This window comes from Candidatus Jordarchaeum sp. (genome assembly GCF_052745115.1).
The window spans coordinates 1-26,746 of sequence record NZ_JBRAKS010000010.1 but is presented as its reverse complement, the minus strand read 5'-3'; the positions used below and the strand labels follow the sequence as shown (position 1 = coordinate 26,746).

Genomic DNA, 26,746 nt, shown 5'->3' with positions numbered 1-26,746 from the left:
TGGATAACTGAACAGTCCCTCCATCAGGACCAAGTCCCTCGCCCAGCCTAAGGACACCCCATATTTAGTTACTTACATACCAACAAACCTATATTGCTGTTGTTTTCAGCTAAAATAAATACCGCTAAAGTAATTTATTCCGCCTCAGAACAAAATAATACTAAAAACACTAAAAATCCAGCAACAAAAATTGCACACAATTCTTAAATACAATCCCAAACGATAACCAAACTAGCAACACCCAACCCTCAAGGGCGACAAAAATGGACTGGAACCAAATAGAAAAAAAATGGCAACAAAAATGGAGACAAACAAAAATATTCCAAACAGACCCCCCACCAAAGAATAAAAGAAAATCTAAACATTCAAAAGGATTTCTAATTACATTTCCCTACGCTTATATGAATGGGTCATTGCATTTGGGTCATGGTTTGACTTGTTTGCGTTGTGATATTTTTGCTCGGTTTAAGCGTATGCAGGGTTTTAATGTGTTGTTTCCGTTTGCTTTTCATTATACGGGTGAGCCTCTTGTGGGTGTGGCTAAGCGTGTTGCTGAGGGTGATAAGAAGCAGATTGATATTTTGGTTAGGGGTGGTGTGCCTCGGGAGGAAGTCAATAAGTTTACGGATCCTAAATACATCGGGGACTACTACCGTGCTGAGGCTGTTGAGGCGGTGGATCGGATTGGTTTTAGTGTTGATTGGCGGCGGCAGTTTACCACTGTTGATCCTCCTTATAATAAGTTCATTGAGTGGCAGTATTGGACTTTGCGGGATGGGGGTTATGTGGTTTTGGGTAGTCATCCTGTGGTTTGGTGTCCTCGGTGTTTGTCGCCTACGGGGGATCATGATCGATTGGTGGGTGAGGGTGTTTCTCCGATTGAGTATACTTTGTTGAAGTTTGAGTGTGATGGTGCTTTTCTTATGGCTGCTACTCTGCGTCCGGAAACTGTTTTTGGTGTTACGAATATGTGGTTGAATCCGGATGCGACTTATGTGCGTGTTCGTGTGGATGGTGAGGTGTGGGTTGTTAGTCGGGAGGCGGTTCAGAAGATTCGTGACCAGCTTCATGAGGTTGAGGTTTTGGAGGAGTTTGAGGGGCGTAGGCTTATTGGTAAGTCTTGTCGTAATGTGGTGGTGGGTGATGAGGTTCCAATTTTGCCGGCTTCTTTTGTTGATTCGGGTAATGCTTCGGGTGTGGTTATGAGTGTTCCGAGTCATGCTCCTTTTGACTGGGCGGCTATTGCTGATCTGTGTAGGCATCCGGAGGTTCTTAAGGAGTATGGGGTTGATCCGAGTGTTGTGGAGGGTTTGGAGCCTATTTCTTTGATTGAGACTGAGGGTTATGGTGAGCATCCTGCGGTGGAGCTGGTGGAGGCGGCGGGTATTAAGGATCAGAATGATGAGCGGTTGGAGGAGATTACTAAGGAGGTTTATCGGAAGGAGTTTCATAAGGGTGTTCTAAAAAAGGTTACTGGTAGGTATGCGGGGCGTGGTGTTAGCGAGGTTAAGGGTGAGCTGATTGCGGATTTTGTGGCTGAGGGTAAGGCGAGTAGTTTGTGGGAGACTGCGGAGCCGGTGGTTTGTCGTTGTAATACGCGTACTATTGTTAAGATTTTGGAGAATCAGTGGTTTTTGAAGTATGGGGATCCGGAGTGGAAGGCTCGGGTTAGGGGGCTTTTGGAGCGTATGGTTATTGTTCCGGATGAGGCTCGGAATGCTTTTGAGTATACTGTTAACTGGTTGGAGGATAAGGCGTGTGTGAGGCGGAGTGGTTTGGGTACTAGGCTTCCTTGGGATCCGGAGTGGATTGTGGAGACTTTGTCTGATTCTACGGTTTACATGGCTTTTTACACTGTTGCTAAGCATATTTATGGTTTGGGAGTTCCGGCTGAGAAGTTGACTCGTGAGGTTTTTGACTATATTTATCTGGGTAAGGGTAGTTTGGAGGAGGTTGCGGGGAGGAGTGGTTTGGATGAGGAGCTTTTGGAGGATATGCGGGGTGAGTTTGAGTATTGGTATCCGGTTTCTCTGCGGAATTCGGCTAAGGAGTTGATTTTTAATCATTTGACGTTTTTCCTGTTTCATCATGTGGCGATTTGGCCGGAGGATAAGTGGCCGCGGATGGTGGGGGCTAATGGTATGATTCAGATTGAGGGGGAGAAGATGAGTAAGTCTCGGGGGATTTTTATTACTTTGAAGGAGGCTTTGGATCAGTATAATGCGGATCCTACTCGTTTGGAGTTGGCTTATTCTGCTGAGGGATTGGTGGATCCGGATTGGAGGGCTCAGGAGGTTACGAGTCTCCGCAGGAGGTTGGAGATGTTTTACGAGTTTGCGACCAAGCTTCCTGAGACCAAGTCTTTGAATCGGAATATTGACCGATGGCTTTTGAGCAAGCTTCACAGGCATATTAAGACGGCTACCGAGTATTATGAGGTTATGAGGAATCGCTCCGCTCTTCAGGAGGGCTTTTTCGATTTATGGAATGATATTCGCTGGTATATGAGGCGTACCGAGGAGTATTCAGATGTTTTGAAGACTGCTGTGGAAACTATGACCTTGTTGCTCTCTCCGGTAGCTCCGCATGTCTGTGAGGAAATCTGGGAAAAGACTGGTCACAAGAAATTTATTGTTCAGGATTCTTGGCCGGTATTTAATGAGAAGTATATTGATGAAGAGTTGGAGATTGAGGAGGGGCTTATTAGTGAAACTATTGAGGATATTAAGGAGATTCTAAAGGTTGCTAGAATTGAGAAGCCCTCTAAAATTACTCTTTTTGTGGCTCCCGGTTGGAAGTACAAGATTTTGGAGGAGTTTATTAAAAGTAGAGACGACCTGATTAAGAGGGTGATGGCGGATCCTGAGATTAAGAAGCAGGGAAAAGATGCTGCGGGTTATGCTCAGAGGCTGCTTAAGAATCCTCGCCACGAGATGATTACTCAGGACAGGGAGTTTAAGACTATGGTTGAGGCTCGGAGTTTTCTTGCTAAGGAGTTCGGAGCAAAAGTTGAAGTCTTGAAGGCTGAAGAGTCTAAGCATGAGAAAGCCAGAGTCGCAGAGCCCTTAAAGCTAGGAGTTCTTGTCGAAAAATAGGGAAATATGGGATTTATTCAATTATGGGCTGGTTTCTATGGCCAGGTTACTGTTTGGGGGGGTTCGGGGAGTTTTTCTCCTATGTATTTTTTGATTTTTTTGGGCCAGTCGTCGTAGTTGAATCCGTGGCGTATTAGGGTGACGTATGCGTATCTTGAGGGGCCGATGCCGACGCAGCCGGTGTAGACGGTTTTTCGGGTTTTGTCTCGGAAGTGGAATCTTTTTGCGTAAAAGTCTGTGTGTACGTGGAAGCTGGAGATTTCTAGTTCGGCTTCTGGTCTGCTTTTGGTTTCGAAGGGTAGTATTACGGTGAGGTCGTAGGTTTTTACGAATTCTTCTTCTTTTTCTTCCTCGGTGATTCCGGCGTGTTCCAGGTACACTGCGGTGGTGGCGTCTATTCGGTATTCGAGGTCCAAGTCTTTGTCGATCATGGTTATTGCTTTTTCGAGCACTTGGTCTCTTATTTCTACGCATTTTTCGGGTGGGGCCATGTAGACGAATTCTACTCTGTGGAACTCGTTTAGCCGTTCCAAGCCTTTGAGTCCTCCGCCTTCCCAGCGCCAGGTGGGCCCGTTTTTATCATAAAATTTTATGGGGTTTTTCTCTAGTGCTTCAATGTCCACTATTTCTTGGGCGAATAGTTCGTAGAAGGGCTCGCACTGGGCATAGGATAGTCCAAACATGGGGGGGCGTAGTTTCTTCTGCAGAAGCTCTACGGGAGGCGTGCTGGTTATTTCCACGTAGTCTAGGATTTCCTCGAATTCTTTGGGGTCTCGAGATATAGGAGGGCAGGCCCATATTATTTCGTTTGCTATTCCTAGGTGTCCTTTTTTCATTTCCACGTCGAGGGGGATTAGTCGGGGGAGCATGACTTCCTGGAAGCCTAGGGGTTTGGCTATGTCGTCGATGATTATGTTTTCTACGGCTCTGATGAGCGCTGCGTAGGGGGGCATTATTTGCCAGATGCCCGCACCGGGAAATTCTTTTACCCATCCCAGTTTGACCGCCGTCTCCGTGGGGTCCTCCCGTATCTTATATTTTTCCAGGCCTTTCTTGCTTCTTTCAATGGTGCGGGTGAATTCCGCTTTTCCAGTGACGTATTGGGCGGCGACTTTTTCTTCGAGCCGCCGCAGTATCCGGTCGGGATAATTTCTTTTGAGTTCGCTTTCATCCATTTCCACTAGAGAGAGGTAAGCTTTGTTGCCCTCGATTTTTAATTCTTTGGTGAAGGGAATGGTTACCTGCTCTAAGGGTTCTTTTTCAAGCTCCGTTTCTATATGGTAGTTGGTGGCCACTGTTCTTCGAACGCCCACGTGGTATTTTGCTCCCAAGAGGTTGGATAAAGAGTTGGATAGCCGGAGAATGGCGGAGTGCGGTCTTACATACCTGCCGCTAACTATTTGTAATTCTATTTTATCACCTTTAAGGCTCCATTGGGTTACTTGAGCTGCCTCAGACTCCTTCCCTTTAGGAGCGCCCTTTTTGAGCAGTTTCTGGTTAGCGTCCTCAAAAAACGCATTTAATTCACTTTGCGCCTCATTAGGAAGATCATCACCAAGTTCGATATAACCATCCAACTTTAAATGCAACATCTTCACCTCTTTACGGGAAAAACTTGAAGGTTTACCACGAAAAAAAAGTAAACCATGTTTCACCGATAATTAAACATTCGTGCTAAAACCCCTTTCATAGTAAGGTTACGGTGTACCCACTTGAAAAGCCAGTGTATAAAAACATTTTGGAAAAATTCTTTTTAAAAATGTTTGAATTTAGGGAAGTTCAGAACCAGAAGTCATAATGGTGTACTTTACCAGCTTAACACCTTTTAATGCAAGGAGTTCATTATTAAGTTTCTCAACATTCTTTACATCACCACGAACCGCTAGCACAATCATGCAGTCCCTCTCATCCAGATGAACGTGCATAGAGGATGCGATTAGATTAATATGCTTATGCTGCAGTTCGGTGAGCTCATCCATTATACCAGTGGTTTCATGATCCAATATGATGGTTATGGATCCCGCCATAGGGCCCTCACTCTTATCCATCCAGGTATAGTTCACTATGAAGTCCCGCATTGCCTTGCGTATAGCATCAGATCGACCCTGTATTCCAAGCGTTTCGGTCACCTTATCAAACTCTTTCAGCAGATCCTCTGAGAGAGAAACGCTGAAACGAATAAACTTTTCCGATTCTGCCTTTTCCGGTTCCTCCAAGGTTTCAACCACCCTTAAAATCATCAAGAAAGCAGATTAAGAATAGTTAAGGCATATATTTTGGCTGCTCTCAGCAAATCATCCACCGACACACTCTCATTCGCAGTATGCGCCTCATTGGGATCTCCTGGCCCAAAAACCGCTGTAGGAATACCACGTAAAATACAGTGTTTAGCCACTGTAACACCGCCAACCCCAATAAGCTTCGGCTTAATCCCCGTTACCTCACTAACCACCTTTTCAAGCACCCTAACCACCGGATCTTCAGGTGACACTTCCGTCGGAGGATCAGAACTAATAGGCTCTATAGTAACCTCTAAACCCGGATTCTCCCTCTGAACACTCCTCACAAATTCCCGCAACTCATTAACTATCTGCTTCGGATCCTGAGAAGGCAAAAACCGGATATCGATAATGGCTTCAGCGGAAGCCGGAACAATATTCGCAGCCACCCCACCCTTAACAGTTCCAACGTTTACGGTGGGAGCACTGAATAAACGATGCCCGGAATACGCCATTTTCAGATTCCCTATCTTAGCCAAAACCTTGGAAAGATTCACAATCGCATTCACTCCCTTATCCGGCCTACTACCATGAGCTTGCAAGCCCGTACACTTCAGCTTAACCCACAACCGCCCCTTCTCCCCAATCTCAATCGACTCACACCGAGTCTGCTCCGCCACCAAAGCATAATCCGCAGTCAACCCCGTCTCATTCAAAAGATACTTGATACCCAGTTCATTCCCAGTCTCCTCATCCGCCACCGCCACAAACATCAAACGACCCCTAACGGGAAAATTAAACTCCTTAAGCGCCTGCAAAGCCAAAAGAACCGAAGCCATAGGCCCCTTATCATCCACAGCACCCCGACCCACAATCCGACCATCAGTAGGAATCGCCTTAAACGGATCATAAATCCAACCATCACCCGCAGGCACCACATCCAAGTGAGTAACAATCATCAAAGTAGGGGCACCCCCCCGATCCACCAAACCCACCACATTAGTCCGCCCCTTCTCCTTCTCATAAGTCTCAGTATGCAACCCAATCCGGTACAACTCCCCCCGAACCACATCCGCACAAACCTTCTCATTACCCGGAGGATTAACGCTACGCGCAGAAATCAAATCCCCCAATAAATTCAAAAGATACTCCCTACGCTCATCAATAAAACTCAGAATCTTACCCCTAACCTCAGGAAGCAACACACCCGCAGTCACAAAAGACGGCTTCTCCTCAATCCCCAACAAACGCCGAGAAACACTCTGAAAAGCCATATTCACCTTATCACCAGTCTTAGCACTAGTCTCAATATAAGGAGCACCCAAACTCCGAGCCAACCTCTCAGCCTCCCCTTGAGAAACCACCCGCTCACCAGCCAAATCATTCTTATTACCAATAATAACAATCGGCACCTCACCACAAACATCAAACAACTCCCTAACCCACACTGAAACATTCTTAAAACTCTTACCATCAGTCAAATCAAAAACAACCACACCACCCTTAGCACCAGCATAGAAAAACGAACGCAAATGACTAAACGAAGGCTGACCACCCAAATCCCAAATCTGCAAAGTCACAACATTATCATCAACACTCAACGAATGAGCAGCAAAAGACGTACCCAACGTCATCTTATAATCTTCTGAAAACCTATTCTCAGTAAGACGAACAATCAAACTAGTCTTGCCCACACCACCATCTCCCACTGTCACGATTTTGAATGCATATTCTTCTTGTTTAGGCATTTGTCCACTCCACCCTTTTTTATCTTATTTTTGTCTTCATTTTTTGGTTTCTTTCCGGTCTTTAATTATTTACTTTGTTTTTTAGTTTATAATGTTTCCTAGTTTCTGTTTTAATTTATACTTTGAGGGATATTTAAATTTTAAACCCAAAATTTTAATTTTTATATGAAAATTTCTGTGAATGCGGTATTAGTTTTGTCTAGGATGAGTTGAATTTTTGTTGATAACTTTTATTAATGTTGAGACTGGAAGTTTTGGAGGTGTTGAAGTTTTTAAGGTTATAATTGGCTTATTGAAGGTTTCATTGAAAGGCTATGTTATTGGAGAGGGTGAAAAATTTTTATTAGCTGACTGTTTTTAAATGTGTTGTAGTTCCTTTTTTGTAGTTTTGAGGTGTTTGGTTTGTCGGTTGAGAAGCAGTTGGTGATTGTTGGTGCGGGGCCTGCGGGGTTGAGTGCTGGTATTTATGCGGCTCGGTTTGGTTTGGATGCTGTGGTTTTGGAGGCTAAGGTTAGTGGTGGTCAGGCTGCTGAAGCCGCTGTGATTGAGAATTATCCGGGGTTTGTTAGTGTTCGGGGTATGGAGCTTATGGATGTGATGCGGCGGCAGGCTGAGGAGTGTGGGTGTGTGATTCATGATTTGGAGCCTATTAAGAAGATAGAAAAGAAGGGTAAGAAGATCAGGGTTGTTTCGGAAAGAGAAACTTATGTGGCGGATGCGGTTATTGTTGCTACGGGGCGTGTGCATACTAGGCTGGGGGTTCCAGGGGAGGAGCGGCTTAGTGGTAGGGGTGTTAGTTATTGTGCGACGTGTGATGGGCCTTTGTTTAGGGGTAGGAGGGTTTTGGTGGTTGGTGGTGGGAATACTGCTTGTTCTGAAGCTTTGTATCTGAGTGATGTGGCGAGGGAGGTGCATTTGGTTCATCGGAGGGATGATTTGAGGGCTGAGGCCTATTATAAGAGGGTTTTGGCTGAGAAGGGGGTTAAGTTTCACTGGAACAGTGAGGTGAAGGAGATTGAGGGGGATAAGATTGTGAATCGGATCCGCTTGGTTAATAATAAGACGGGGGAGGAAAGCAGTCTGGATGTGGATGCGGTTTTTATAGCGGTGGGTTATCGACCAGTGAGTGAGATTGCCAAGGAGGCGGGAGTAAAGATGGATGAGGAGGGGTATATTGTGGTGGATAGGGAGCAGAAGACCAGTGTTGAGGGGATTTTTGCTGCGGGGGATGTTACGGGTGGGGTTTTTCAGATTGCTACGGCGGTGGGTGAGGGAGCGGCGGCGGCGGTAAACGCCTACTTGTACATTAGGGGCGGATGGTATGGTCCCTCCAAATAATTTTTTGGGAATGGTGGATCATTTTACGTTCTTTTTCGGGGATTTTTCTTATTTTCTTATTTTTTGTTCGTTATGGTAGGGGAGTGTTGCTGGTACCATTTTTGATGAAAAACTGTTAAAATTGAGCTTTAGGTGCCGAATAGTTATAAGAATTCTTTAGGTAGGAGAAAAACATTGGGCTTGTTTATTTTTAGGGTTTTACGCTTAGGCCCAGTATGGTTGTTTGATGTATAGGTATGCGGTCATGGCGGCTTTGACTCCTTCACCTATTGCGGCGGAGATTCTCATGGCTCCGCCTGCCACGTCGCCGGCTGCGAATATTCCTTCTACGCTGGTTTTTTGGTCGCAGTCGGTCCTGATCGTGCCTTTTTGGTCGACTTCTACTGGTAGTTCTTTTAGCATTTCGCTGGCGGGTATTGCGCCGATGCAGAAGATGATTTGGTCTGCTTTCATTTCAGTTTCTTTGTTGCTTTTATTGTTGTAGATTGTTACTTTTGTTACGTGGTTGTTTCCTTCAATTTTTTTTATTTGGGAGTTGTAGATTATGTTTACGTTGCTTTTTTCCAGTTTTTCTACCAGTAGTTCGTCTGCTCTGAAGTTGTCGCGTCTATGAATGATGTGTACTTTTTTTGCTATGTTCTTCAGGATTAGGGCTGTTTCAACCGCATTTGCTCCCCCACCCACCACTATTACTGTTTTGTTCTCCATTTCGGTGGGGTCGGAGAGCTGGTAGGCTACACCCTTTTTTCGGAATTCGCGTTCCCCCTCAATGCCACCTACAAAGCTCTTAGAGTGAGAACCGGTGGCGATTATGACCGCTTTGGCTCTGTAGATTTCGCCGCCCTCTGTTTCAACTAGTTTATCGTTGTTTTTTATTGAGATTTTGGTAACCTTTGAGTTACACTTGATTTCTGCTCCAAATTTTTCTGCTTGTCTAATCAGGGCTTCTCCAACTTCTTTTCCTTTTACTCCTTCTGGGAAACCAAGGAAGTCGTCGACGATTTTTTTTCCATACATGTTTACCGGTTTTCCACCCGCTTTACTTGTTGCCTCCAGCACCAGGGTTTTTAGTTTTCTTGCTGAGGTAAAGGTGGCGCTGGCCAGTCCCGCTGGCCCTGATCCAATGACTATCACATCATACTGCATTGGTAGCCTCTCCAAGTTTTGAAAATTTTAGTAAGATAGTGTAATAAGAAAAATAAAAGATTAACCTATAATAAGGTGAATAAACTTACTAACTACAAAAACTCTTGCAGAGATGATAGAAATGGTTGTGGTGATAGCCACCGTTGTTATTAGGGATGACGAGGACAGGGTGCTTCTGGTGAAGGAGAACGGATTATGGGCGATTCCCGGTGGAAAAGTGGAAAAGGGTGAGAGGGTGATTGAAGCTGCGGAGAGAGAAATTAGGGAGGAAACAGGATACTTAACGATTATTATGAGTTTAGCTAGGATATACGAATTAAGGAAGGAAGATAATTATCACCTATTTTTTGTGTTTAAGGCTAGGATTGGAGAGAAGCAAGGAGAGGGCATTCGAGGTTGCGCATGGTTCCATTTAGAGGAAATTAAATCATTGAACGCTTACCCTGAAACCTATCCATTACTTAAGGGGTTAGAGAAAGAATCTCCAGACCCAGCGGAGTATCCGTTTAAAATACATTTTTACCTTTAGAAATTTTAATGACGACAGTTAATCTAATGGTTACAGATTTTGAGTTTATAGAATTACAAATTGTCTTGTGATGATGTTGGGTAAAGGATATATAGGTAAGGAAACATCGCACTATTTGACCCCGAATTAAGCTATAAAGCACGAAATTCTGGATGTTTTAGTAATGATTAGGGATAGTAATTTGCAGGAACTCATTACCAAGTTTCAGGAAAAGGACCGCTTAGCGCTCGCAAGAATCATTACAATCGTGGAGAATGAGCCGGAAAGAGCCAAGGAAATTTTTGATGTATTATATAAGAATGCAGGGAAAGCCTTCATTGTGGGAATTACTGGGTCTCCGGGTAGCGGAAAAAGTACATTGATTAGTAGATTAGCTCAGGAGATGCGGAGTAGGGGAAAGACCGTGGGTATAATCTCCATTGATCCTTCCAGCCCCTTCAGTGGAGGAGCTTTCCTGGGAGACAGGGTAAGAATGAGAGAAATTGTTTCTGACCCGCAGATTTTCATTCGAAGCGTAGCGTCCAGAGGAATCTCTGGGGGACTCTCTAAAGCCACATACGATATTGCCACGGTTTTTGACGCCTATGGTAAAGATTACATAATTATCGAAACGGTGGGAGCGGGGCAAGCCGAAGTGGATGTTATTAAAATTGCGGACACCGTGGTTTGCGTATTTATGCCTGGGGCAGGCGATTCTATACAGGCTCAGAAAGCAGGAATCATTGAAATAGGTGACATACTGGTGGTAAACAAAGCGGATCTTAACGGGGACAAGCTGGTGCTCCAACTGGAGCTAGCATTAGATTCTTACACCAGACAAACCGGTTGGCGTCCACCAGTGCTCAGCACAGTAGCCACCGACGGCGTGGGAATTAAAGAACTTTTAGAGGCTATCGAGGAACACCGGAAACATATTGAGCAGGCAGGCTTGCTTGAAGAGAGACGTCGAAACCACATCGAGAAAAAGATTAGAGAGATTGTGGAATCCCTAGTTCAGGAATACATATACAAGCATCTCAACCAAGAAAAGAATATTGAAAACCTGGTAGAGAAAGTTTACTTAAGGGAGGAGAATCTCTACTCTGCTGCTGAAAAGCTACTAAAGCCAATTATCAAAAAATTTGAAGAGTAGAGGGATAACATTGAGACAAAGACTAAGTAAAGGAATCATTCAGGCCTACTATGGCACGGGGAAAGGGAAGACCACCGCTTCGCTGGGACTGGCCTTTCGAGCTACGGGGCACGGGTTTAAGGTGCAAATGGTTCAGTTCATGAAGGGAGAAGTGAATTACGGAGAGATAAAAGCTGCTAAAAACTGGCCTAATCTCACAATAACTCAGTTCGGAAGACCGGAAATAATCGCAGATCCGGAAAGCGTGGACATAGAAGAAGCCAATAAGGCGTTAGAGTTCGCTAAAAAGATAATTGAAGAAGATGAATGCGATATTCTTATTCTGGACGAGGTGGGTGTTGCTATAGAAATGGGGTTAATAAACGTCAAAGACGTTATTGGAATATTGCAAAATAAGCCCCCACATATGGAAATTATTCTCACCGGGAGATACATGCATTCCAAACTACTGGAAATGGCAGACCTGGTAACCGAAATGAGGATGATTAAACACCCCTTTGTCACACAGGGAATGCAAGCCAGAAAAGGTGTCGATTTCTAAATAAAAATTTTGTAAAAAAGTGTTGTGCTTCAGACATGGCTCACAAGCCAATCAACTATTTTTTCTAAGGCTTTTTTTCTAACAGAAGGCAACACCGAGTTGTAGTTCAGTTTGCGAATATCATTTTAGTAAATTGTTTTTGAATCATATTTTTTGAGGCGATAAATGTTTATCTGTTATTTCTTAATACTTTTTATGGTCGCTGTTTGATCGATTCTTAAAATATAGATTTAAAGGTGGAGGGGGTAGTTTTTATTGATGTTGAGCGTAAATTGGGGAATTGACAGATTATGGAAAACTTGTTGGCTTTAGAGAACGAATGGTACGTGCTTAACGATATGCTCGGAGACATAAAATCTAAAAAGATAGAGGTTCCCGCAAGAATAAGTGAGAATTTAAGGTACACTCGCTTCATAATTACACATTACAAAGAGACTCCCGAAGGCGAGACACACACGCACGAGGATTATCTTATGGATCTCGAGGTAGCACTAAACAATGTAAAAACCGTTCTTCTTGCCAAAGCGCAGGAACTGGGTGAAGACTATGCCGCCCGGTGGAAGAAAAAAATTGATGATGCACCATTAACTCCCCCACCACAACGAAAAAAAACCTTTGTAAAGGGAATCTCCAGAGACAGTGAACAAGACTTTGTACGCATCAGAGTTAATAGAGTTGCACCCGAATCAGAATTAGTTCAAATCGCAAAAAAATATAAAGTCAGCGTAAATCTGGAGGAGGAAAAAATAGTCATCGTGTCTGGTGCTCGGGGTAATGTTAAAAAAGCGGTGCGAGAAATAGCAAAAAAATATTTTAAAATTTGACCGGTTTCACTCATCGCATTAGGCAAATTCTTTCTCCAATCTCTCTCTAATTTTCATAATTTGCTTCATGGCTTCAGAATCAGGAGCGGCATCCAAAGGTGCTTTATCATGTAAATCAGCTTTAACTATTTCTCGATCATAGGGAATAACTGCGAGAAGTTCCAGTCCTAATTCATTGCCAGCTTTAATCAAAATTTGCGCCTCTTCATCATCAGCTACTTTATTTGCCACTATGAACAGTTTTTTCACCCCCAGTCCTTCTGCCAGTTCCTTGATCCTACCCGCCAGATCCAGAGAACGTGCCCCCGGTTCCACAATAATAATCATAGCGTCCACAGCCTTCGCCGTACCCCGCCCGAGATGTTCGATGCCCGCCACCATATCCATAATAATTACTTCATCCCGTTTTAAAACCAGATGAGACAACAAAGCTCTTACTAGGGAATTGCTCGGACACATGCAACCTCCGCTAGGTTGTGTAACCGTGCCCATCACCAATAATTGTACATTATCTGGACCTGCCACCTTGAAGCGATCAGGAATATCAGAAACCTTGGGATTGAGGATGAAGACACCTCCCGAGGAACCCGGCCTAGCACCGGTACGTTCCTCAACAAGATCGTGCATCTCAGAGATAGGCGTTACCTTATTCATGGTTTCGTTGGATACTCCTACTGCTTTGTAAAGATTCATACTGGGATCCGCATCAATTGCAAATACATTAAATCCATCTCTAGCAAAAAGGCGAGCCAAACTTCCAGCAACAGTGGTCTTTCCCGTTCCTCCTTTTCCCACGACTGCAATTTTAATGCCCAAGTTACAACCTCCAATTTGATGTGTACATGTTTTTGTTTTTAACAAAAAGGTTGGCTGCTTAATAATTTTTTGAGGTTTCGATTATTTGCATTTTATTTTTTAGCTTTTAATTAAAATATTTTTTTAAGAGTGTAAGGTTATAGTTCCTTTGTTTAGTTTTTAGAGTAATTGAGGTGGTTTTGTGAAGAAGCATGGATTTTTGAGCAGTGAGATTAGTGCGGGAATCGAGGATGTTTTAGGTGGGGATCCGAGGTTATCGGAGGGTGTGAAGTTTCGGCGAAAAGAAAAGGGTAACTCGGTTATTGTTACTAGCAATATTTATTTGAATGAGAAGACTTTGCTTTCTGAACTTGTTTCCTATATTTCTGGCATTGTGCAAAAGATTATTGAGAAACACTTGGCTCTTGATGGTGAGATTATAAAATTAAATATTGACAAGGGAACGGTTAGTGACCGGGGGGAGATTTGGTTTGAGGTTGTTAGTGGGGTGATTTTTGAGGTTTATTGCTTTACTTGTAGATCCATTAGTTTTGTTAGGATTCTGCATGAGAGACAGCTTTATGGAGAAAAAAATGAGTGGATTAGTTTGGATATGGATGAGTGCTTGGATTCTCAATGGTTTGAAGATTAGCTGTCTTCATTATTGAAGTAGTAAAAGTCTAGGTCGAAAACATTTTGAGCTTTTTTCGTTGGGGTTGGTGTGATTTTTATGATTTCTTTTTGGATTGTTTTGGTGGTTCTGGTTTTGATTCTGGTTTTGCGAGCTCGTCTCCTCCTAGTTCGAAGAAGAATATTCTTTCTGGTTTGAATTTTGGCGCGCTCTTGGCTTTTTCTACTTTTAGTTGTCCTTTAATCAGCTCTATGTTTCCTGTTACGGGGTTTAATATGAATTCTTTTTCTTCGGTTTTTCCGTTCTCAGAGGGGATTTTTACGTATATTAGTCCGTCTTCGAATTGCCAGGCGAAGGTTATTAATGGTTTCCATCGTCCCTGGTTTCCCATTACGTATAATTTTGGTGTTGCTTCTAGGTTTTCACTCATATTCTCCATCAGTGAGGTGAGCTTGGAGAATGTTTGTTCTGTTCCATTTGGATAGGCGACTTTAAATGGGGGAATGTACTCTACTAGAAAAAAGTTTTGGGTCTCATCTATTATGGGATAGGATAGATTTGTGGCGGTGATCAGTGACCCGTCTAGTTCTAATTCAAAGTTTATGAGAAACGTGGTGTCTGCCAATTCGTAGAGTTCTTCTGTAAATTTCTGAGTGTTGAATTTAATATTGCTCCAGCTTAGTCCCATCTTGAAGGAAGGAGCGCCCCCATGTTCCTCAGCTTCGGATAGTGTTTGAAGGAATTGTTTTTCGGGTTTACTTTTTGAAATCGTTTTATTATAAAAGTCCAATAATTTCTTCTCGTACTCCTCATCGCAGTAGAGTTCAAGCATAACGTCAAGCCTTGTTAATTTACCCTTTTTACCACTCAACATGGTTTGTATATCAGCTGCTTTTAACGTGCCTCTGAGCCTCTTCACTTGCCCACCGGTGAGAGCAAGTTTTCTATATAGTTTCCTATGAGCAGTAATTGTATTGTACAAGGAGTCGGAAATTGGGGGACGTGTTTCCTCCAAGTATAATCGTTGCTTCTCCATTTGACCATCTTCTCCGAAACGGTCTTGATTAAACGAGTCCTATATGCATAATATTATGTAAACACCTATACAAAAGTATTCTTCTCTTAGCTTAGATATTAATTTGTTATAAACAGAAAAGATATAGGCACTATTAACCAATAATTCCTTAAAATTACCAACAAAATTGATTACTAATTGGATAAAAACAATTTAATAGCACCAATTCAACAAGTCCAATATTTACAATAGGGAAAGCAAATTCTACATCAAATTTACAATTAGCATAAAACCCCAATAACAAATGTAGAATAATAATTTATTAAAAAATTGTGGAGTAAGTTTACCATGAGCTGTCCTAAGTGTGGTGCGCTTGTGGCACCAGATGAGGAAGTTTGCCCAGAATGTAACCATCGCTTAGCTGAAGAAACCCTTGAAAGGCTGCTTCCCCTACTCAAAAGACCTGAGAAAGAACCCATTAGCCCGATGCCTTTTCCAATTCGAATAGCTAAAGCCGTAATCGCTCCGAGTCAAGCCTTTCACGACATTGCCCGGGCACCCGACGCTGCAGGACCTATTATACTCTATGCACTTAACGTCCTAGCCGTCACAATCTATTATGCCGCGGGGTGGAATCACATTTACCCCTTTGGAGATTACTGGATTCTACGGCTTCTGGGCGATGGAGCTGTTTTAGGTAGATTATTTTCAAACGCATTAATGGTTCTGATTCAGTTACTGTTTCTGGGTTTCATCTATTGGCTTCCATTCCGATTAATTGGAAGAAAGAGCAGCTTCAAGAGAGATTTATCCATAGTTGGCTATGCTTACGTACCAATACTAATAGGTAGAGCTCTATCAGTTCTAATACTCTTCACAAGCATCCCCACCATAATTATCCCTGTAAACGCCAGTCTCCTTCAGGCACAGATTTCCGTAACCTCGATTTTCATATCTCCGGTTTGGAACACTGTGGCCGTTATAGAGATCGCCTCCTGGCTTTGGGCAGCTTTTCTAATAGTGTTGGGAATCAGACAAGTCAACGAGCTATCAACAACCACTGCACTTATTTCATCATATGCAATAATGCTAATCTTTCTAGCAATCTATGTAACCCTAGTTTAGCCGAAAAGTGAAAAAACTCATTTCAGAATTTTTCCCGTTTTCATATACCACAGATAGAGGTCTAACTCTCCAAGGGATAAACCCACCATCCTCCCCAAATCTTCCAATTTCTGCTCCAATTCAAGATACATTCTTCTAGTCAAAGTTTTAGGAATTTCACTAATCAATCCATATTCAAACATAATCCTCATAACATGCCTATCTAGTATCGCAACATTTTTGAAACCAACATTTCTCAAAAAGTGGCTAGCTTCCTTATAACCCAAACCCTTAATCCTCTTTACCAACCATTCCCTAGCCAATCGCTCATCTGGAAAACTGGTAATGATTTCCTTAATGTTATAGAAATCTCTTGCGCAAACAATAAAATCCGCCCTTCTTTCCCAAAACCGGTAACCTTCTTCTCTAAGTTTATGACAAAGATTTTCCAAAGGGAGCATCAAAAAATCCTCACAACTCAGCTTATTTTGAATCTTTAACCCCATCTGAACACTTGAATATGCAGTCAAAATGCAGAAACAAAGCTCCGAAAACCACTCTTTATCACTCTTTTTATGTAATTCCTCAAATTCTTTCATTCGCTCAGAAACCTGCTCACCAACCGACCCATTTTTCAGCTCATTTATCTCGTTAACCAAACCGTTTAACCCCAAGCTAAACACCGTTACCGGATAATAAGAAAATAACAGCGTTTCCATTTAAATCGAGTAAATCTGGTAAAACAAATAAAAGTGGAAAACTCCACAAATTAGTTATAAAAAACGGGATTCTAAAAAACGCCTATTTCGGTTGCCACATCGATTGCACTATGTTCAGGGGAGAGTTTTACATAGGCTTTCTTCTTACCCCCTGGAAGAATTAGAGTAGTCACCTTCTCAACTTTCACATCATAAAGTTCTTCCACCGCTCTCTTAATAATTTGCTTATTATATCTTCGATCTACTAAAAAGACCAATTTATTTTCTGACTCGATTAGTTCCAATACCGACTCGGTGGTCACCGGCCTAATTATCACCTTGTAAGGATTAAAACTCATCGACTTTTTCTCCTTTAAAATACTGCTATTTTCTAGAAAACTACACAGACCTTAATTAAATTTTCTTATCAACAAATCCTTGGAATAAAACTAACACTGAAAAGCAGAGACCTATTTTAACGTGTTTTCACGGCAAATGTTCAAAACAGATAAAGACGCTGAAACCGCCTCCTCCGTCCTAACAGTCCTAGTACCCTGATTAGGAATAAAATTCACTACAAAATCGCCGACACTATAAGGATCAACTTTTTCCTTCCCAAGAATCTCCTTCAAACCCTGGTAAGGACCCCCAAAAACCAAAAAAAGCCTCTCCGAAGCCCTCCATCGCTCCAAAACTTGTTTAGAAACACCAATGAAAGAACCACCATACCTCGACGTTAGAACAATTACAGCAGGACGAAGCTTTCTGAGAATTGAACCCAAAGAATCCTTCAAAATCCTAACCACATAACCCCAATAATCCCCACTCTCGCCAGAATCCACTTTTTCCAAGTAAAGTTTCTTATCCTTTATCAGTACCTTAACAGTGATGCGAGTATTTACACGTAAATTTAGCCCCCTCAATTTCTGAGGCTGCTCAACTCCGATATCCACAAGAGAACTCTTAGAATCACTCTTAACAACCACTCCCTCCCGAACCTCCCCATCATGTAACTCACTCTTTCTACTATGAAGCGGATGATGCGGCGTCGCAAGAGGAGGAAGAATACCAGCATACCTCAAAACCGGATCCGAAGGGTGAAGCCGCTTCCTCAAATATTGAGGCGTTTCCATATAATCTAAAATTTTCTTAATTAGAACCAAATCACTCTTCTGTTTAACAAAAGAATAATCCGCATAAAGCAGAATTTCACCTACCCTAAAAATGGCAGCAGAACGCCCAATCTGCCCCACCTTCAATGTTTTCTGTCTCAAATCCGGAGCATCCATAACCAGAGACCCAGGAATAACGAGACCAATCTCCAAACAACCCGATCTAAACAATTCCAACGCCTTAGAATTTAATCTTTATACCATTTCTTCGAAGAAATGTTTTTTGCTTAATCAGCATTAAAAAGTAATACCATATTTCAACTAAAATTACATAAAAAAATTTATGGAGATGGTGGGGACGGTGCGATTTCCAAGGAGAAATATGAATTCTCCATTTGAACGCACGACCAGCAGGTTTCTTCGGCTCACTGCTCCAGAAGTTCATCATCTTCTGGTCAGCAAACCTGCAAATATTCACAGCCTCTGGAGCCTGCCATGCTACTTGGCCGCGTTCAGAACAGCAAAACATGTCCCGAACAGCTCTGACTACACAACGTCCCCAACCAATAGGGGTAGCAACACAACACATATGTTGCGTATTTAAGGATAAGCGCAAAGATTACATAAAGTTTTTGTTTCAGTCCCGATTCATAAGTAACACTCACCAAAAAACCATTGAGAATATCAAAATTTCCTAAAAACCTATATTACTTAGTTAAAATAGAATTTTAAAACTAGCGGTGGCGTCGCTGTTCCGTGTTCGGAATGAGAACGGGTAGTTCCCAATACACTATGACCGGCACCGAGATGCCAGTATTCGGTTTTCCCGTTCCCTCTCGGAGAACAGTACTCACAGAATCGTGTATTAGCTTGACTTTCACGCAGCGACGCTAGAAATCCAAACGCATCAAAGAAATATAAACATTTCTAAAATCTAAAAATTAATATATTTTCCTTCTGCAAGATTTTTGCATATTCTTTACACCATAATTAAAAACAAAATTATTACGTTGCGCCTCTTACGAGGGAAAACTTCAAATATGTTTGGAGTACAATATATTTTTCTGGTGTTCTTCTTGTCTGCCGTTGAGGTTAACGGTGTGAGCATTTCGTATGAGCAGGCTGGATCTGGAGAGGCTATCGTCTTTGTACATGGCCTATGGGTTGACAAAAGGTGCTGGATCCACCAGAAAAAACACTTCTCAAAGAACTTTAAGGTTGTAGTATACGACCTTAGGGGACATGGCGAATCTGGTAAGCCGTCTAAGCAGTACAGCGTCTGGACGCATGGAGAAGACCTCTACGCGTTGACAAAGCACTTAGGGCTCAAAAAAGTCAACATAGTTGGGCACTCGATGGGAGGCATGGTTGCCTGCGTTTTGGCTGTTAGGCACCCTGAAGTGGTTAAGCGGCTGGTGCTAGCAGACACCATGTGCAACGTCATACCGGAGGCTGTAGCTGAGAGGGTGACATGGGTTAAGAAGATGAGCATGGAGGAAATAGGGCGCCTCATAGCGAAGAGAGGGATAAAGCTAGTAGGAGAGGAGGCTATACGTCTCGTGGTGGAAATGGTTAAGGGGCAGACACCCGAGGTTTACGTGAGAAACGCCCTCGCAACATCAGGCTTCAACATATGCAAGGAAATCCGGAAAATCGATAAACCAACCCTAATCATAGTCGGCGAGAAAGATGAGGCAACACCCGCCTGGATGGCTGAAACACTACACGGACTTATCCCTGATTCCCAACTCTATGCTATTAAGGAAGCGGGACACCTAACATGCCTAGACAATCCCAAAGAATTCAACAAAGCCATAACCGACTTCCTCTCAAAAACATGACCACAAAAATCCTAACAAGGCAAGCACGTAAACAACCCATATCCAAGGGCAAAACGGTAAGGTAAAGCAAAACCACACAGAACATCCAAAACAAAAAATCAATCCCCCTTCTTTTTTACTACGTTTAACCGCGTATTTAACAAGGCTGGGGCACCTGATTCCAACTTTCTATAATCCTATTATTTCCCGAAGAAATTACACCTCACACTTCTCCACACCTAATCTTAAATAAGCTCTGATGTAAACTGCCCCCTCATAAATTTACTTTTTCAGATATTTTTAATGATGTTATGAGAATTTTTCAAAATTAACAATGTAAAACTACTAAAATTTTTGGTTGCACATGGTTCCTTAACGAGGTTAAAGAAAAGCACTTAAAAAAAGAAAACATTCCGCTCACAAAGGTAACTTTAACATTGTAGAAAAAGTTAACTTATAAAAAAACCACAATTAAGCATATAAAACTTCAAGTTCAGAGAAGAAGGAGAGGTACGCCATATTGCCTGGAAACCCGCGCATAGTTAAGGTGCAACTTGATACTTTGAAGAATGATCCTTTGATTCTACCCGCATATGCCCGTTTAATCATAAAGTACGTTTTAGACTATGTTGCGAGGAAATTTGGTGTTAGTGGAGCTGCCGAGACACTGGAAGAACTGGAAGAACTACTCCTCAAAATCGCAGAAGAGTACCCAGCAGAAGAAGCAGTAGCATATGGAATCTATAAAGGTGAAAGCATGCTCGCCGGCGCAGTAGGTACCATAGCTCGACGCTTCGGAAAAGAGGCCCCAAAAAAACTAGCTCACACCCTTGGAGTAATGGAAACACTTAAAGGATCAGAGAGCCTTTATGACTGTCTATCTAGGTATAAGGCCTTTCTAACGGAAATAGGCTTTATGAGGGATGAGGATTTAACCTTGGAGGACTCTGTCCATGAGGTGTTTATTAAGCTTCATGGTCAATGCACCTACGTTAACGCCTGCACCCAGCTCCACCAGGAAGGAGTATATAACGTATTCGGCTCTGTACCCTGCGGTAGATTCCTCGCATTCGCCGGCATAGCTGACGCCGCGTTGAACAAAAAATACGACGTAAAAATCACCAAATATAATCCACCAAACTGCGAAGGAAAAATCTTTGAAATCCCTTAAACATCCTCACACTCCCTAACAACAGTTTACCACTAGACCGGAATCCCCAGCAAGGGAAGAACAGCTAAATCAAGAATTACTAAGAGGATATGTAATTGGGAGGAAGTGCTGGGTTTGTGCAAGCCTGCCACATTGTAACCCTAGGTTCTGAGGATCAATCCATCGCTTCTAGAGACGCTTGGAAATATGGAAAATCTGCGCTAGAAATTTAGTTTTCGTGGGTTATCTTTTATCCTATTATATTTAGTGCCAGTAAGGATTGATGGCGAAACCATTAACCAGTTTCACCAGACGCCTCTTTAAACGGGCATCACCTCTATCTACGCATTGAAGCTCCAGCCCAACACATGGTAACATAGCTTATAACCTATCTATTTATGAGCATCATACACGTACTCAGATACCCCCTCTAACATCCTCTAAAAGATAGGAGTAATACACAGCAACCTTCAAGGAGGTTTATTCCTCTTTCAACCAATCATCTCAAAATAGAAGAAATGCTTTTTCCATTTTTCTTTTACCGATTTTCCGTCCACGAAAATCCAATCAATGCTAAAAACACCTTTTAAGCGGTGTAAGATATATATATCCATTTGCAGAATCTATCCTTCACAAGAATGGCTCGATTTATTTAATGTCCGGTGTGGTTTTCCGTTTTTAAAGGTGGTGTTTATTTGGGTAAGCCATCTGTAGGTGTTGTTTCGATAGGAGTTTACATACCTCAAGGTTTTCACACAAGCGAAGATATAGCTAGGGCTTCGGGAGTACCCAAGAAAATAGTTGAGGAGAAGATGGGAATGATAAGGAAGGTTATGCCCTCTAGTGAGAAGGACCACCCCATATCCATGGGCATTGAGGCGTCGAGGATTGCACTCGAAAGGGGAAACGTGGACCCTGAGGAAGTCGACTTAGTTATATGGGCTGGAGAGGAGTACAAGGAGCACCCCATGGTTACTGCCGGAATTAAGCTTCAACACGAGGTCGGCGCGCCTAACGCTTGGGCCTTCGACATATCCCAGCGCTGCGGAACAATGATTGTCGGCTTAAAACTGGCGAAGGACATGATAACAGCCAACGAGGACATAAACAGTGTTCTTATAGCCGCGGGCTACAGGAACTGTGACCTCATAAACTATCAAAACCAAAGAACAAGGTTCATGTTTAATCTGGCTGCTGGAGGCGCGGCAGCGGTTCTCAGGAAAAACCATCCCAAGAACCACATCTTGGAGGCATCCTTCATGTCCGATGGCTCCTTCGCCGACGATGTCTACGTGCCAGCTGGAGGCACCATGATGCCTGCAAGCCACGAAACCTTGGAGCGTGGACTCCACCACCTTGACGTTAGGGACCCAGAGGATATGAAGCGCAGGCTCGACGATCTATCAATGAAGAACTTCCTTAAGGTGGTCGGGGACGCCTTGGAAAAAAGTGGCTACACCATCAAAGAGATAGACTACTTGGCAATCCTCCACATGAAGCGCAGCGCGCATAAGTACATACTCAGCGAGCTAGGACTAAGCGAGAGCCAGACAACCTACTTCGAGGAGTACGGCCATTTGGGACAGTGCGACCAGATACTATCCCTAGAGTTAGGGTTGAGAAGTGGAAAAATAAGAGATGGAAGCCTCGTAGTGCTTGTGAGCGCAGGCATAGGGTATGCGTGGGACGCCATGGTAATTAAGTGGGGGCCCCACTAGGGAATTCGTCCCGTGGCTTTCCATAATCCATTCTCAAATCTTTTTTTGGTATTTTTCCTGCCGGTGACTTTGGAAGCGATTCGACGACCGCCACGTACTTCGGTACTTTATACTTCGCCAGCCTGTCTTTGCAGAATTCCATTATCTCCTCCTTGGTTATAGTTTCTCCAGGCTTCGGCACAATTATTGCTTTTCCCACTTCTCCCCACTTCTCGTCTGGAACCCCTATGACTGCAACTTCTGCTATTTTAGGGTGCTGGTATATTATGTTTTCAATCTCAACTGGGTAGACGTTTTCGCCTCCACTAATGTACATGTCCTTTTTCCTGTCTATTATGTAGTAGAAGCCGCCCCCGTCCTTCATAACTATGTCACCTGTGTGAACCCAACCGTCCTTGTCTATCGTCTTAGAGGTTTCCCCAGGCATCTCCCAGTACCCCGAGAAAGTGTGGGGCCCCCTGATAAGGAGTTCGCCCGGCATGCCTACCCTGACTTCCTCCCCCTTTCCATTGACTAGTTTAACTTCGTTGTGGAAAAATGGCAGCCCCACCGACCTGTGCTTCTTCTTCATGTACTCGACCGGCATGTAAAAGTTGTTCGGCCCCGCCTCAGTCAGTCCATAGCCCTGAACTAGGACGGCGCCCCTATTCCAGAACGCCTCCATAACTGGAAGAGGGCATGGAGCACCCCCTGATATCCACATCCTAACTGAGGATAAGTCCGTTTTTTCGAACTGTGGCGATTTGACCATCATGTAGAACATTGTTGGGGCGCCTATTACTATGGTGCACCTATACTTTTCCACAGCGTCTAAAACGTCGTCTGGGTTGAACTTCCTCCACGTTATCATTTTGCCTCCGATGTGGATTAGGGGAACTGCGAGCGTGTTCCACCCTCCAGTGTGGAAGAGGGGAAAAACTATTGGGGATACGTCCTCAGGTGTTATCCCCCATGTCACTATAGTGTTTATCGAGTTCCAGAAAATCATTCTGTGGGAAAGAATAGCGCCCTTAGGTAAACCCGTGGTTCCACCGGTAAACAGCATCAGGTGTGGATCCTCCATGGAAGCAGGCGTCCTTCTCGGCTTCTCGCCTCCTTCCTCGAGAGCTGCCTCGTACTCTCCTTCTTCGCCTATGGAAAGGTACTCAACGTTTTTAATCTCTTTCCTCACTTCCTTTACGATTTCTTCAAACTCTGGGTCGTAAATGAAAACCTTCGGTTTCACCTGCTTTGCCAAGAGAACCATCTCTTTGGAGGAAAGCCTTATGTTCAGGGGGGCTAGAATGGTTCCGAGCTTTCCTGTTGCGAAGAAGACGTCAAAGCACTCCACGCAGTTCCTAAGAAGGAATGAGACCCTGTCTCCCTTACTGACACCTTTCTTGGCAAGATACTCTGCAAGCCTATTGGCTCTGGAGTCCAGCTCACCATAGGTGAATGATTTTTCCTCATATATTAGAGCTTCTTTTTTGGGCGTTAATGACGCTCGCCTTTCAGACCAGTCTCCAATCCAACTCCAAGACATGCGATCACCCCTTAACATTCAGTGCTATCTTCCCCATCTTAGTGTTAAATATTCCCTCATCCACCTCACTTAGGAAGTCCATCACCACCTTGTTGAAGGCATAAGCGTTCTCTATGAAGATGAGGTGGGAACCTCCCTCAAAAAGAACCAGTCTCGAATTGGGAATAGTCTCCAGTAGCAGCTCAGCGTTCTGGTACGGGACAACCCGGTCATTAGTGCCCGCCACAATCAGGGTTGGAGCCCTTATACGTGAAACATCTTCTCCAAGGCTGAAGCTCTGAACAGCTTCAGCCTGTCTAAGCCAAGCATACCTTGGCTGAGCTTCCTCAATCCTCCAAGATATTATCTGATCTATTTCCCCGGGGTGCTCCTCAATATAATAGGGGTTAAAGGCAAAGGACATCTTCCTCCTCAAAGCCTCCTTGACGCCAAGTTCCTCCTCCCTTATGCTCAAAATGGCGTTCATGGTCTCTTTTGGTGTTGGTGTTGCTTTTTCTCCTCCGAAGTGGGTGGAGACGAGGACGAGGCTCTTCACCCTTCTCGGTTGCCTTAAGGCAAATTCTTGGGCAATAAACCCACCCATGGAAACCCCCAGAATATGTGCTCTATCAACCCCAATAAAATCAAGAAGCTCCCCCAAATCCTCAGCGAACAAACTGATACTATAAGGTTTATCAGGCTTATCACTCAAACCAACTCCTCTATTATCAAAAACAATACACGAATACTCTTTGGAGAATGCGTTAATCTGCTTGAACCACATCCATTGGGAGTATCCCCATCCTTCTATCATTGCTAGGGGGAATCCTTCTCCGTGGATTTCGAAAAATAGCTTCACGCTATCTCTAAGATTGATATACGGCAAATCAAACCACTTCCACAAAAGGGCAAAACCTGTCTTCACCATCCCTCAAACTTTTCATCAAGGAAAATCATTGCAGGGTAGGGGATTGATAATAAAACTGCTTTTTTTAATTAAAAAATTTTCGCCTGTCTCCCTCTGCTTTTTCAGCTCTGAGCAACTTAAAGGGAAATTTGACCCTTTTAAAACCCGAGGGGGAAAAAATGGAGGAGTCTTAACCTCCTCTTTTTCATGTTATAGGCTTCCAGAAGGGCCATTTCTTCCATACGTATCCGTGTAGTAGTAGGACCCATAGGAGCCAGAGCTGGAATGGCAAGGGGTTTGATAGTGGCCTAGGATCTAGGAAGAGTATGGGGTTACTTAGCATTGTGAGGATGTCTGGGTCGCCTATGATGCTGGCTGAGAAGAGGTAGTATAAGTATAGCATTGCCAGCCCTGCTAGGATGACTATCACAGTTCTCACCGTGAGATTGACCAATTTACTGTACTTCTTAGGCCAGTTGTCAAAGTAGAAGTAGAGAATAAACTCCGCCATGATGAAGAATACCGCTAGGACCAGCGGCGCCGTCCACTTTGCACCCTCCCTCGCGATTTCTGCCATGGGAGCTAGTGATGCCTGACCCATAGAAATCCAGACGTAGTACGGGGGAATAGGCGGCGTGTATATCATTTGGGATAAGACGAGCCCAAAGAGCACGCCTAGAAACGTACAGGAAACAAAGGCAACCACTCCCACCAGAGGCTGTTTTTTCAGCCTGATCCAAGGCTCGTACTCCCAAGTTAGCATTGTGAATATTGCGAAGAAGATCACCCACTGAGTTAGGTTAAGCATTCTCAGGGCCCCAGTGTTAAGGTAGAACCATGAAACAGTGTAGTAGTAGATTATAATGGAGTATATTGTGCTCATGGCTGGTTGAAGCTCAGAGAGGTACATGAACGATAATATTGCCGCGGAATTCTGCCCCATCTGGGCGACCGGCGGGAGGAGTAAAAACCACCATGCGACCAGCCCAATGGCAAACGCCAGGAAAACACTGTAGAGCCCCCTTTTCGGCTGCTTCGCATAGTAGAGGGGCCAGAACATTGAGCCTGCAACCCAGAGTAAACCAAAGGAAAACGTAGCCCCGGTGGCCATACCCGTAGCGGAAGAAGAAAGGTACAGCGCGGTCTCGACAGGGAACCCTAACAAGAGAAGCTTTGGAAAGCTCGCCACAGGAACTATGCTCCCGATCAGCTGGTAGAAAACCACGTAAACCATGAACCACAACAAAACTAGGTTTAAAACTGTTCCAGCAACACCCACCGCCCAAGACCTCCTAAGCTTGGAGTAGGGATAGTTATCCAGCCAAGCCTGCCAGACAGCGATGAGAAGCCCCCAGCCGCCTAGGAGAGATGCCACCTCAGGATACCAGCCGAACATGAAGTGCCCGAGCGAAAATCTGATGTCGGCGAAAATCCACCACGTGAAAATAGCAACAAACAACCCTAAAAGCAAAGCGCAAATTCCTGAAAACGGCTGACGCCACCTAGGAACCACAACAACCTCTATTTCATTCTCTTTCAACACTTCCATTCTCCTTTACCTTAAATAGATATGAATTCCCTTTTACTTTCTTCTAATATTTAATTTTTGTGTCTCTCTTCGATGGGACTATGTTCCCGGTTAGTGAATTTATAGAAAAAATTTGTAGGAGGGAGGCAGTGGTTTGGAATTTTTGCTGAAGAGCATGTTTTGCGTCATATAACA

Annotated in this window: 25 protein-coding genes and 1 tRNA gene; 13 read left to right on the top strand and 13 right to left on the bottom strand. The window is 43.7% G+C overall.

Features of this window, described 5'->3' with window-relative positions; all coding sequences use genetic code 11:
- Positions 1-263: 263 nt before the first annotated feature.
- Positions 264-3,095 carry a leucine--tRNA ligase gene (gene leuS, locus ACUVXA_RS01800; protein ID WP_445869515.1) on the top strand — a complete coding sequence of 944 codons (2,832 nt, stop codon included), beginning with the start codon at positions 264-266 and terminating at the stop codon, positions 3,093-3,095.
- Between the two features lie 35 nt (positions 3,096-3,130).
- On the opposite strand, the gene ACUVXA_RS01795 is transcribed toward leuS, so the two are convergent.
- The 3 genes from ACUVXA_RS01795 to ACUVXA_RS01785 form a co-directional block, all read right to left on the bottom strand.
- Positions 3,131-4,687: an aminoacyl--tRNA ligase-related protein gene (locus ACUVXA_RS01795; RefSeq protein ID WP_445869514.1), complete on the bottom strand. Its 1,557-nt coding sequence runs from the start codon at positions 4,685-4,687 to the stop codon at positions 3,131-3,133.
- 177 nt (positions 4,688-4,864) lie between these two features.
- Positions 4,865-5,311, bottom strand: coding sequence for a nickel-responsive transcriptional regulator NikR (nikR, locus tag ACUVXA_RS01790; RefSeq protein WP_445869513.1), 447 nt, complete (start codon positions 5,309-5,311; stop codon positions 4,865-4,867).
- A 23-nt stretch (positions 5,312-5,334) separates the two neighbouring features.
- Positions 5,335-7,062 carry an ArgE/DapE family deacylase gene (locus ACUVXA_RS01785; protein ID WP_445869512.1) on the bottom strand — a complete coding sequence of 576 codons (1,728 nt, stop codon included), beginning with the start codon at positions 7,060-7,062 and terminating at the stop codon, positions 5,335-5,337.
- Positions 7,063-7,279: 217 nt separating this feature from the next.
- On the opposite strand from ACUVXA_RS01785, the gene ACUVXA_RS01780 reads away from it, so the two are divergent.
- The gene (locus ACUVXA_RS01780) at positions 7,280-7,423 is read left to right on the top strand and encodes a hypothetical protein (protein ID WP_445869511.1); all 144 of its coding nucleotides are present in this window, start codon (positions 7,280-7,282) and stop codon (positions 7,421-7,423) included.
- Between the two features lie 41 nt (positions 7,424-7,464).
- The gene (gene trxB, locus ACUVXA_RS01775) at positions 7,465-8,400 is read left to right on the top strand and encodes a thioredoxin-disulfide reductase (RefSeq protein ID WP_445869510.1); all 936 of its coding nucleotides are present in this window, start codon (positions 7,465-7,467) and stop codon (positions 8,398-8,400) included.
- Between the two features lie 204 nt (positions 8,401-8,604).
- On the opposite strand, the gene ACUVXA_RS01770 is transcribed toward trxB, so the two are convergent.
- The gene (locus tag ACUVXA_RS01770) at positions 8,605-9,546 is read right to left on the bottom strand and encodes an NAD(P)/FAD-dependent oxidoreductase (RefSeq protein ID WP_445869509.1); all 942 of its coding nucleotides are present in this window, start codon (positions 9,544-9,546) and stop codon (positions 8,605-8,607) included.
- Positions 9,547-9,667: 121 nt separating this feature from the next.
- On the opposite strand from ACUVXA_RS01770, the gene ACUVXA_RS01765 reads away from it, so the two are divergent.
- The 4 genes from ACUVXA_RS01765 (at position 9,668) to ACUVXA_RS01750 (ending at position 12,572) form a co-directional block, all read left to right on the top strand.
- Positions 9,668-10,075, top strand: a complete 408-nt coding sequence (locus ACUVXA_RS01765) for an NUDIX hydrolase (RefSeq protein ID WP_445869508.1) — start codon at positions 9,668-9,670, stop codon at positions 10,073-10,075.
- Between the two features lie 163 nt (positions 10,076-10,238).
- Positions 10,239-11,207, top strand: coding sequence for a methylmalonyl Co-A mutase-associated GTPase MeaB (meaB, locus tag ACUVXA_RS01760; protein ID WP_445869507.1), 969 nt, complete (start codon positions 10,239-10,241; stop codon positions 11,205-11,207).
- A gap of 10 nt (positions 11,208-11,217) precedes the next feature.
- Complete coding sequence (locus tag ACUVXA_RS01755; protein WP_445869506.1) at positions 11,218-11,748, top strand: cob(I)yrinic acid a,c-diamide adenosyltransferase; 531 nt, start codon at positions 11,218-11,220, stop codon at positions 11,746-11,748.
- 290 nt (positions 11,749-12,038) lie between these two features.
- Entirely contained in the window at positions 12,039-12,572 is a 534-nt protein-coding gene (locus ACUVXA_RS01750; RefSeq protein ID WP_445869505.1) for a DUF2096 family protein, read from the top strand.
- 18 nt (positions 12,573-12,590) lie between these two features.
- On the opposite strand, the gene ACUVXA_RS01745 is transcribed toward ACUVXA_RS01750, so the two are convergent.
- Positions 12,591-13,388 (bottom strand): ATP-binding protein, encoded by a 798-nt coding sequence (locus tag ACUVXA_RS01745; protein ID WP_445869504.1) that lies wholly within the window; start codon positions 13,386-13,388, stop codon positions 12,591-12,593.
- Positions 13,389-13,569: 181 nt separating this feature from the next.
- On the opposite strand from ACUVXA_RS01745, the gene ACUVXA_RS01740 reads away from it, so the two are divergent.
- A complete protein-coding gene (locus ACUVXA_RS01740; protein WP_445869503.1) occupies positions 13,570-14,019 on the top strand; it encodes a hypothetical protein in 450 nt (149 codons plus the stop codon).
- A 76-nt stretch (positions 14,020-14,095) separates the two neighbouring features.
- On the opposite strand, the gene ACUVXA_RS01735 is transcribed toward ACUVXA_RS01740, so the two are convergent.
- A complete protein-coding gene (locus ACUVXA_RS01735) occupies positions 14,096-15,034 on the bottom strand; it encodes a hypothetical protein (protein WP_445869502.1) in 939 nt (312 codons plus the stop codon).
- A 327-nt stretch (positions 15,035-15,361) separates the two neighbouring features.
- Here ACUVXA_RS01735 and ACUVXA_RS01730 point away from each other — a divergent pair, with 327 nt between their 5' ends.
- Positions 15,362-16,138 carry a YIP1 family protein gene (locus ACUVXA_RS01730; protein ID WP_445869501.1) on the top strand — a complete coding sequence of 259 codons (777 nt, stop codon included), beginning with the start codon at positions 15,362-15,364 and terminating at the stop codon, positions 16,136-16,138.
- Positions 16,139-16,155: 17 nt separating this feature from the next.
- Here ACUVXA_RS01730 and ACUVXA_RS01725 read toward each other — a convergent pair whose 3' ends face one another.
- The 4 genes from ACUVXA_RS01725 to ACUVXA_RS01710 all read right to left on the bottom strand — a co-directional run bounded on the left by ACUVXA_RS01725 (position 16,156) and on the right by ACUVXA_RS01710 (position 18,488).
- Positions 16,156-16,776 (bottom strand): N-glycosylase/DNA lyase, encoded by a 621-nt coding sequence (locus tag ACUVXA_RS01725; RefSeq protein WP_445869500.1) that lies wholly within the window; start codon positions 16,774-16,776, stop codon positions 16,156-16,158.
- 131 nt (positions 16,777-16,907) lie between these two features.
- Complete coding sequence (locus tag ACUVXA_RS01720; RefSeq protein WP_445869499.1) at positions 16,908-17,174, bottom strand: 50S ribosomal protein L23; 267 nt, start codon at positions 17,172-17,174, stop codon at positions 16,908-16,910.
- 111 nt (positions 17,175-17,285) lie between these two features.
- Positions 17,286-18,158, bottom strand: coding sequence for a putative RNA uridine N3 methyltransferase (locus ACUVXA_RS01715; RefSeq protein ID WP_445869498.1), 873 nt, complete (start codon positions 18,156-18,158; stop codon positions 17,286-17,288).
- 119 nt (positions 18,159-18,277) lie between these two features.
- Positions 18,278-18,488, bottom strand: a tRNA-Trp gene (locus ACUVXA_RS01710).
- A gap of 204 nt (positions 18,489-18,692) precedes the next feature.
- Between ACUVXA_RS01710 and ACUVXA_RS01705 the strand changes: the two genes are divergently transcribed.
- The 4 genes from ACUVXA_RS01705 (at position 18,693) to ACUVXA_RS01690 (ending at position 22,615) form a co-directional block, all read left to right on the top strand.
- Entirely contained in the window at positions 18,693-18,821 is a 129-nt protein-coding gene (locus ACUVXA_RS01705; RefSeq protein WP_445869497.1) for a hypothetical protein, read from the top strand.
- Positions 18,822-18,967: 146 nt separating this feature from the next.
- Positions 18,968-19,768, top strand: coding sequence for an alpha/beta fold hydrolase (locus ACUVXA_RS01700; RefSeq protein ID WP_445869496.1), 801 nt, complete (start codon positions 18,968-18,970; stop codon positions 19,766-19,768).
- A 499-nt stretch (positions 19,769-20,267) separates the two neighbouring features.
- Positions 20,268-20,918 (top strand): hypothetical protein, encoded by a 651-nt coding sequence (locus ACUVXA_RS01695; protein WP_445869495.1) that lies wholly within the window; start codon positions 20,268-20,270, stop codon positions 20,916-20,918.
- A gap of 674 nt (positions 20,919-21,592) precedes the next feature.
- Positions 21,593-22,615 (top strand): 3-oxoacyl-ACP synthase, encoded by a 1,023-nt coding sequence (locus ACUVXA_RS01690; RefSeq protein WP_445869494.1) that lies wholly within the window; start codon positions 21,593-21,595, stop codon positions 22,613-22,615.
- On the opposite strand, the gene ACUVXA_RS01685 is transcribed toward ACUVXA_RS01690, so the two are convergent.
- The 3 genes from ACUVXA_RS01685 to ACUVXA_RS01675 form a co-directional block, all read right to left on the bottom strand.
- Entirely contained in the window at positions 22,596-24,137 is a 1,542-nt protein-coding gene (locus ACUVXA_RS01685) for an acyl-CoA synthetase (RefSeq protein WP_445869493.1), read from the bottom strand. The genes ACUVXA_RS01690 and ACUVXA_RS01685 overlap by 20 nt on opposite strands.
- A 4-nt stretch (positions 24,138-24,141) precedes the next feature.
- Positions 24,142-25,002 carry an alpha/beta fold hydrolase gene (locus ACUVXA_RS01680; protein ID WP_445869492.1) on the bottom strand — a complete coding sequence of 287 codons (861 nt, stop codon included), beginning with the start codon at positions 25,000-25,002 and terminating at the stop codon, positions 24,142-24,144.
- A gap of 226 nt (positions 25,003-25,228) precedes the next feature.
- On the bottom strand, positions 25,229-26,563 hold the full coding sequence (locus ACUVXA_RS01675) for a hypothetical protein (protein ID WP_445869491.1): 1,335 nt from the start codon (positions 26,561-26,563) through the stop codon (positions 25,229-25,231).
- Positions 26,564-26,746 lie beyond the last annotated feature (183 nt).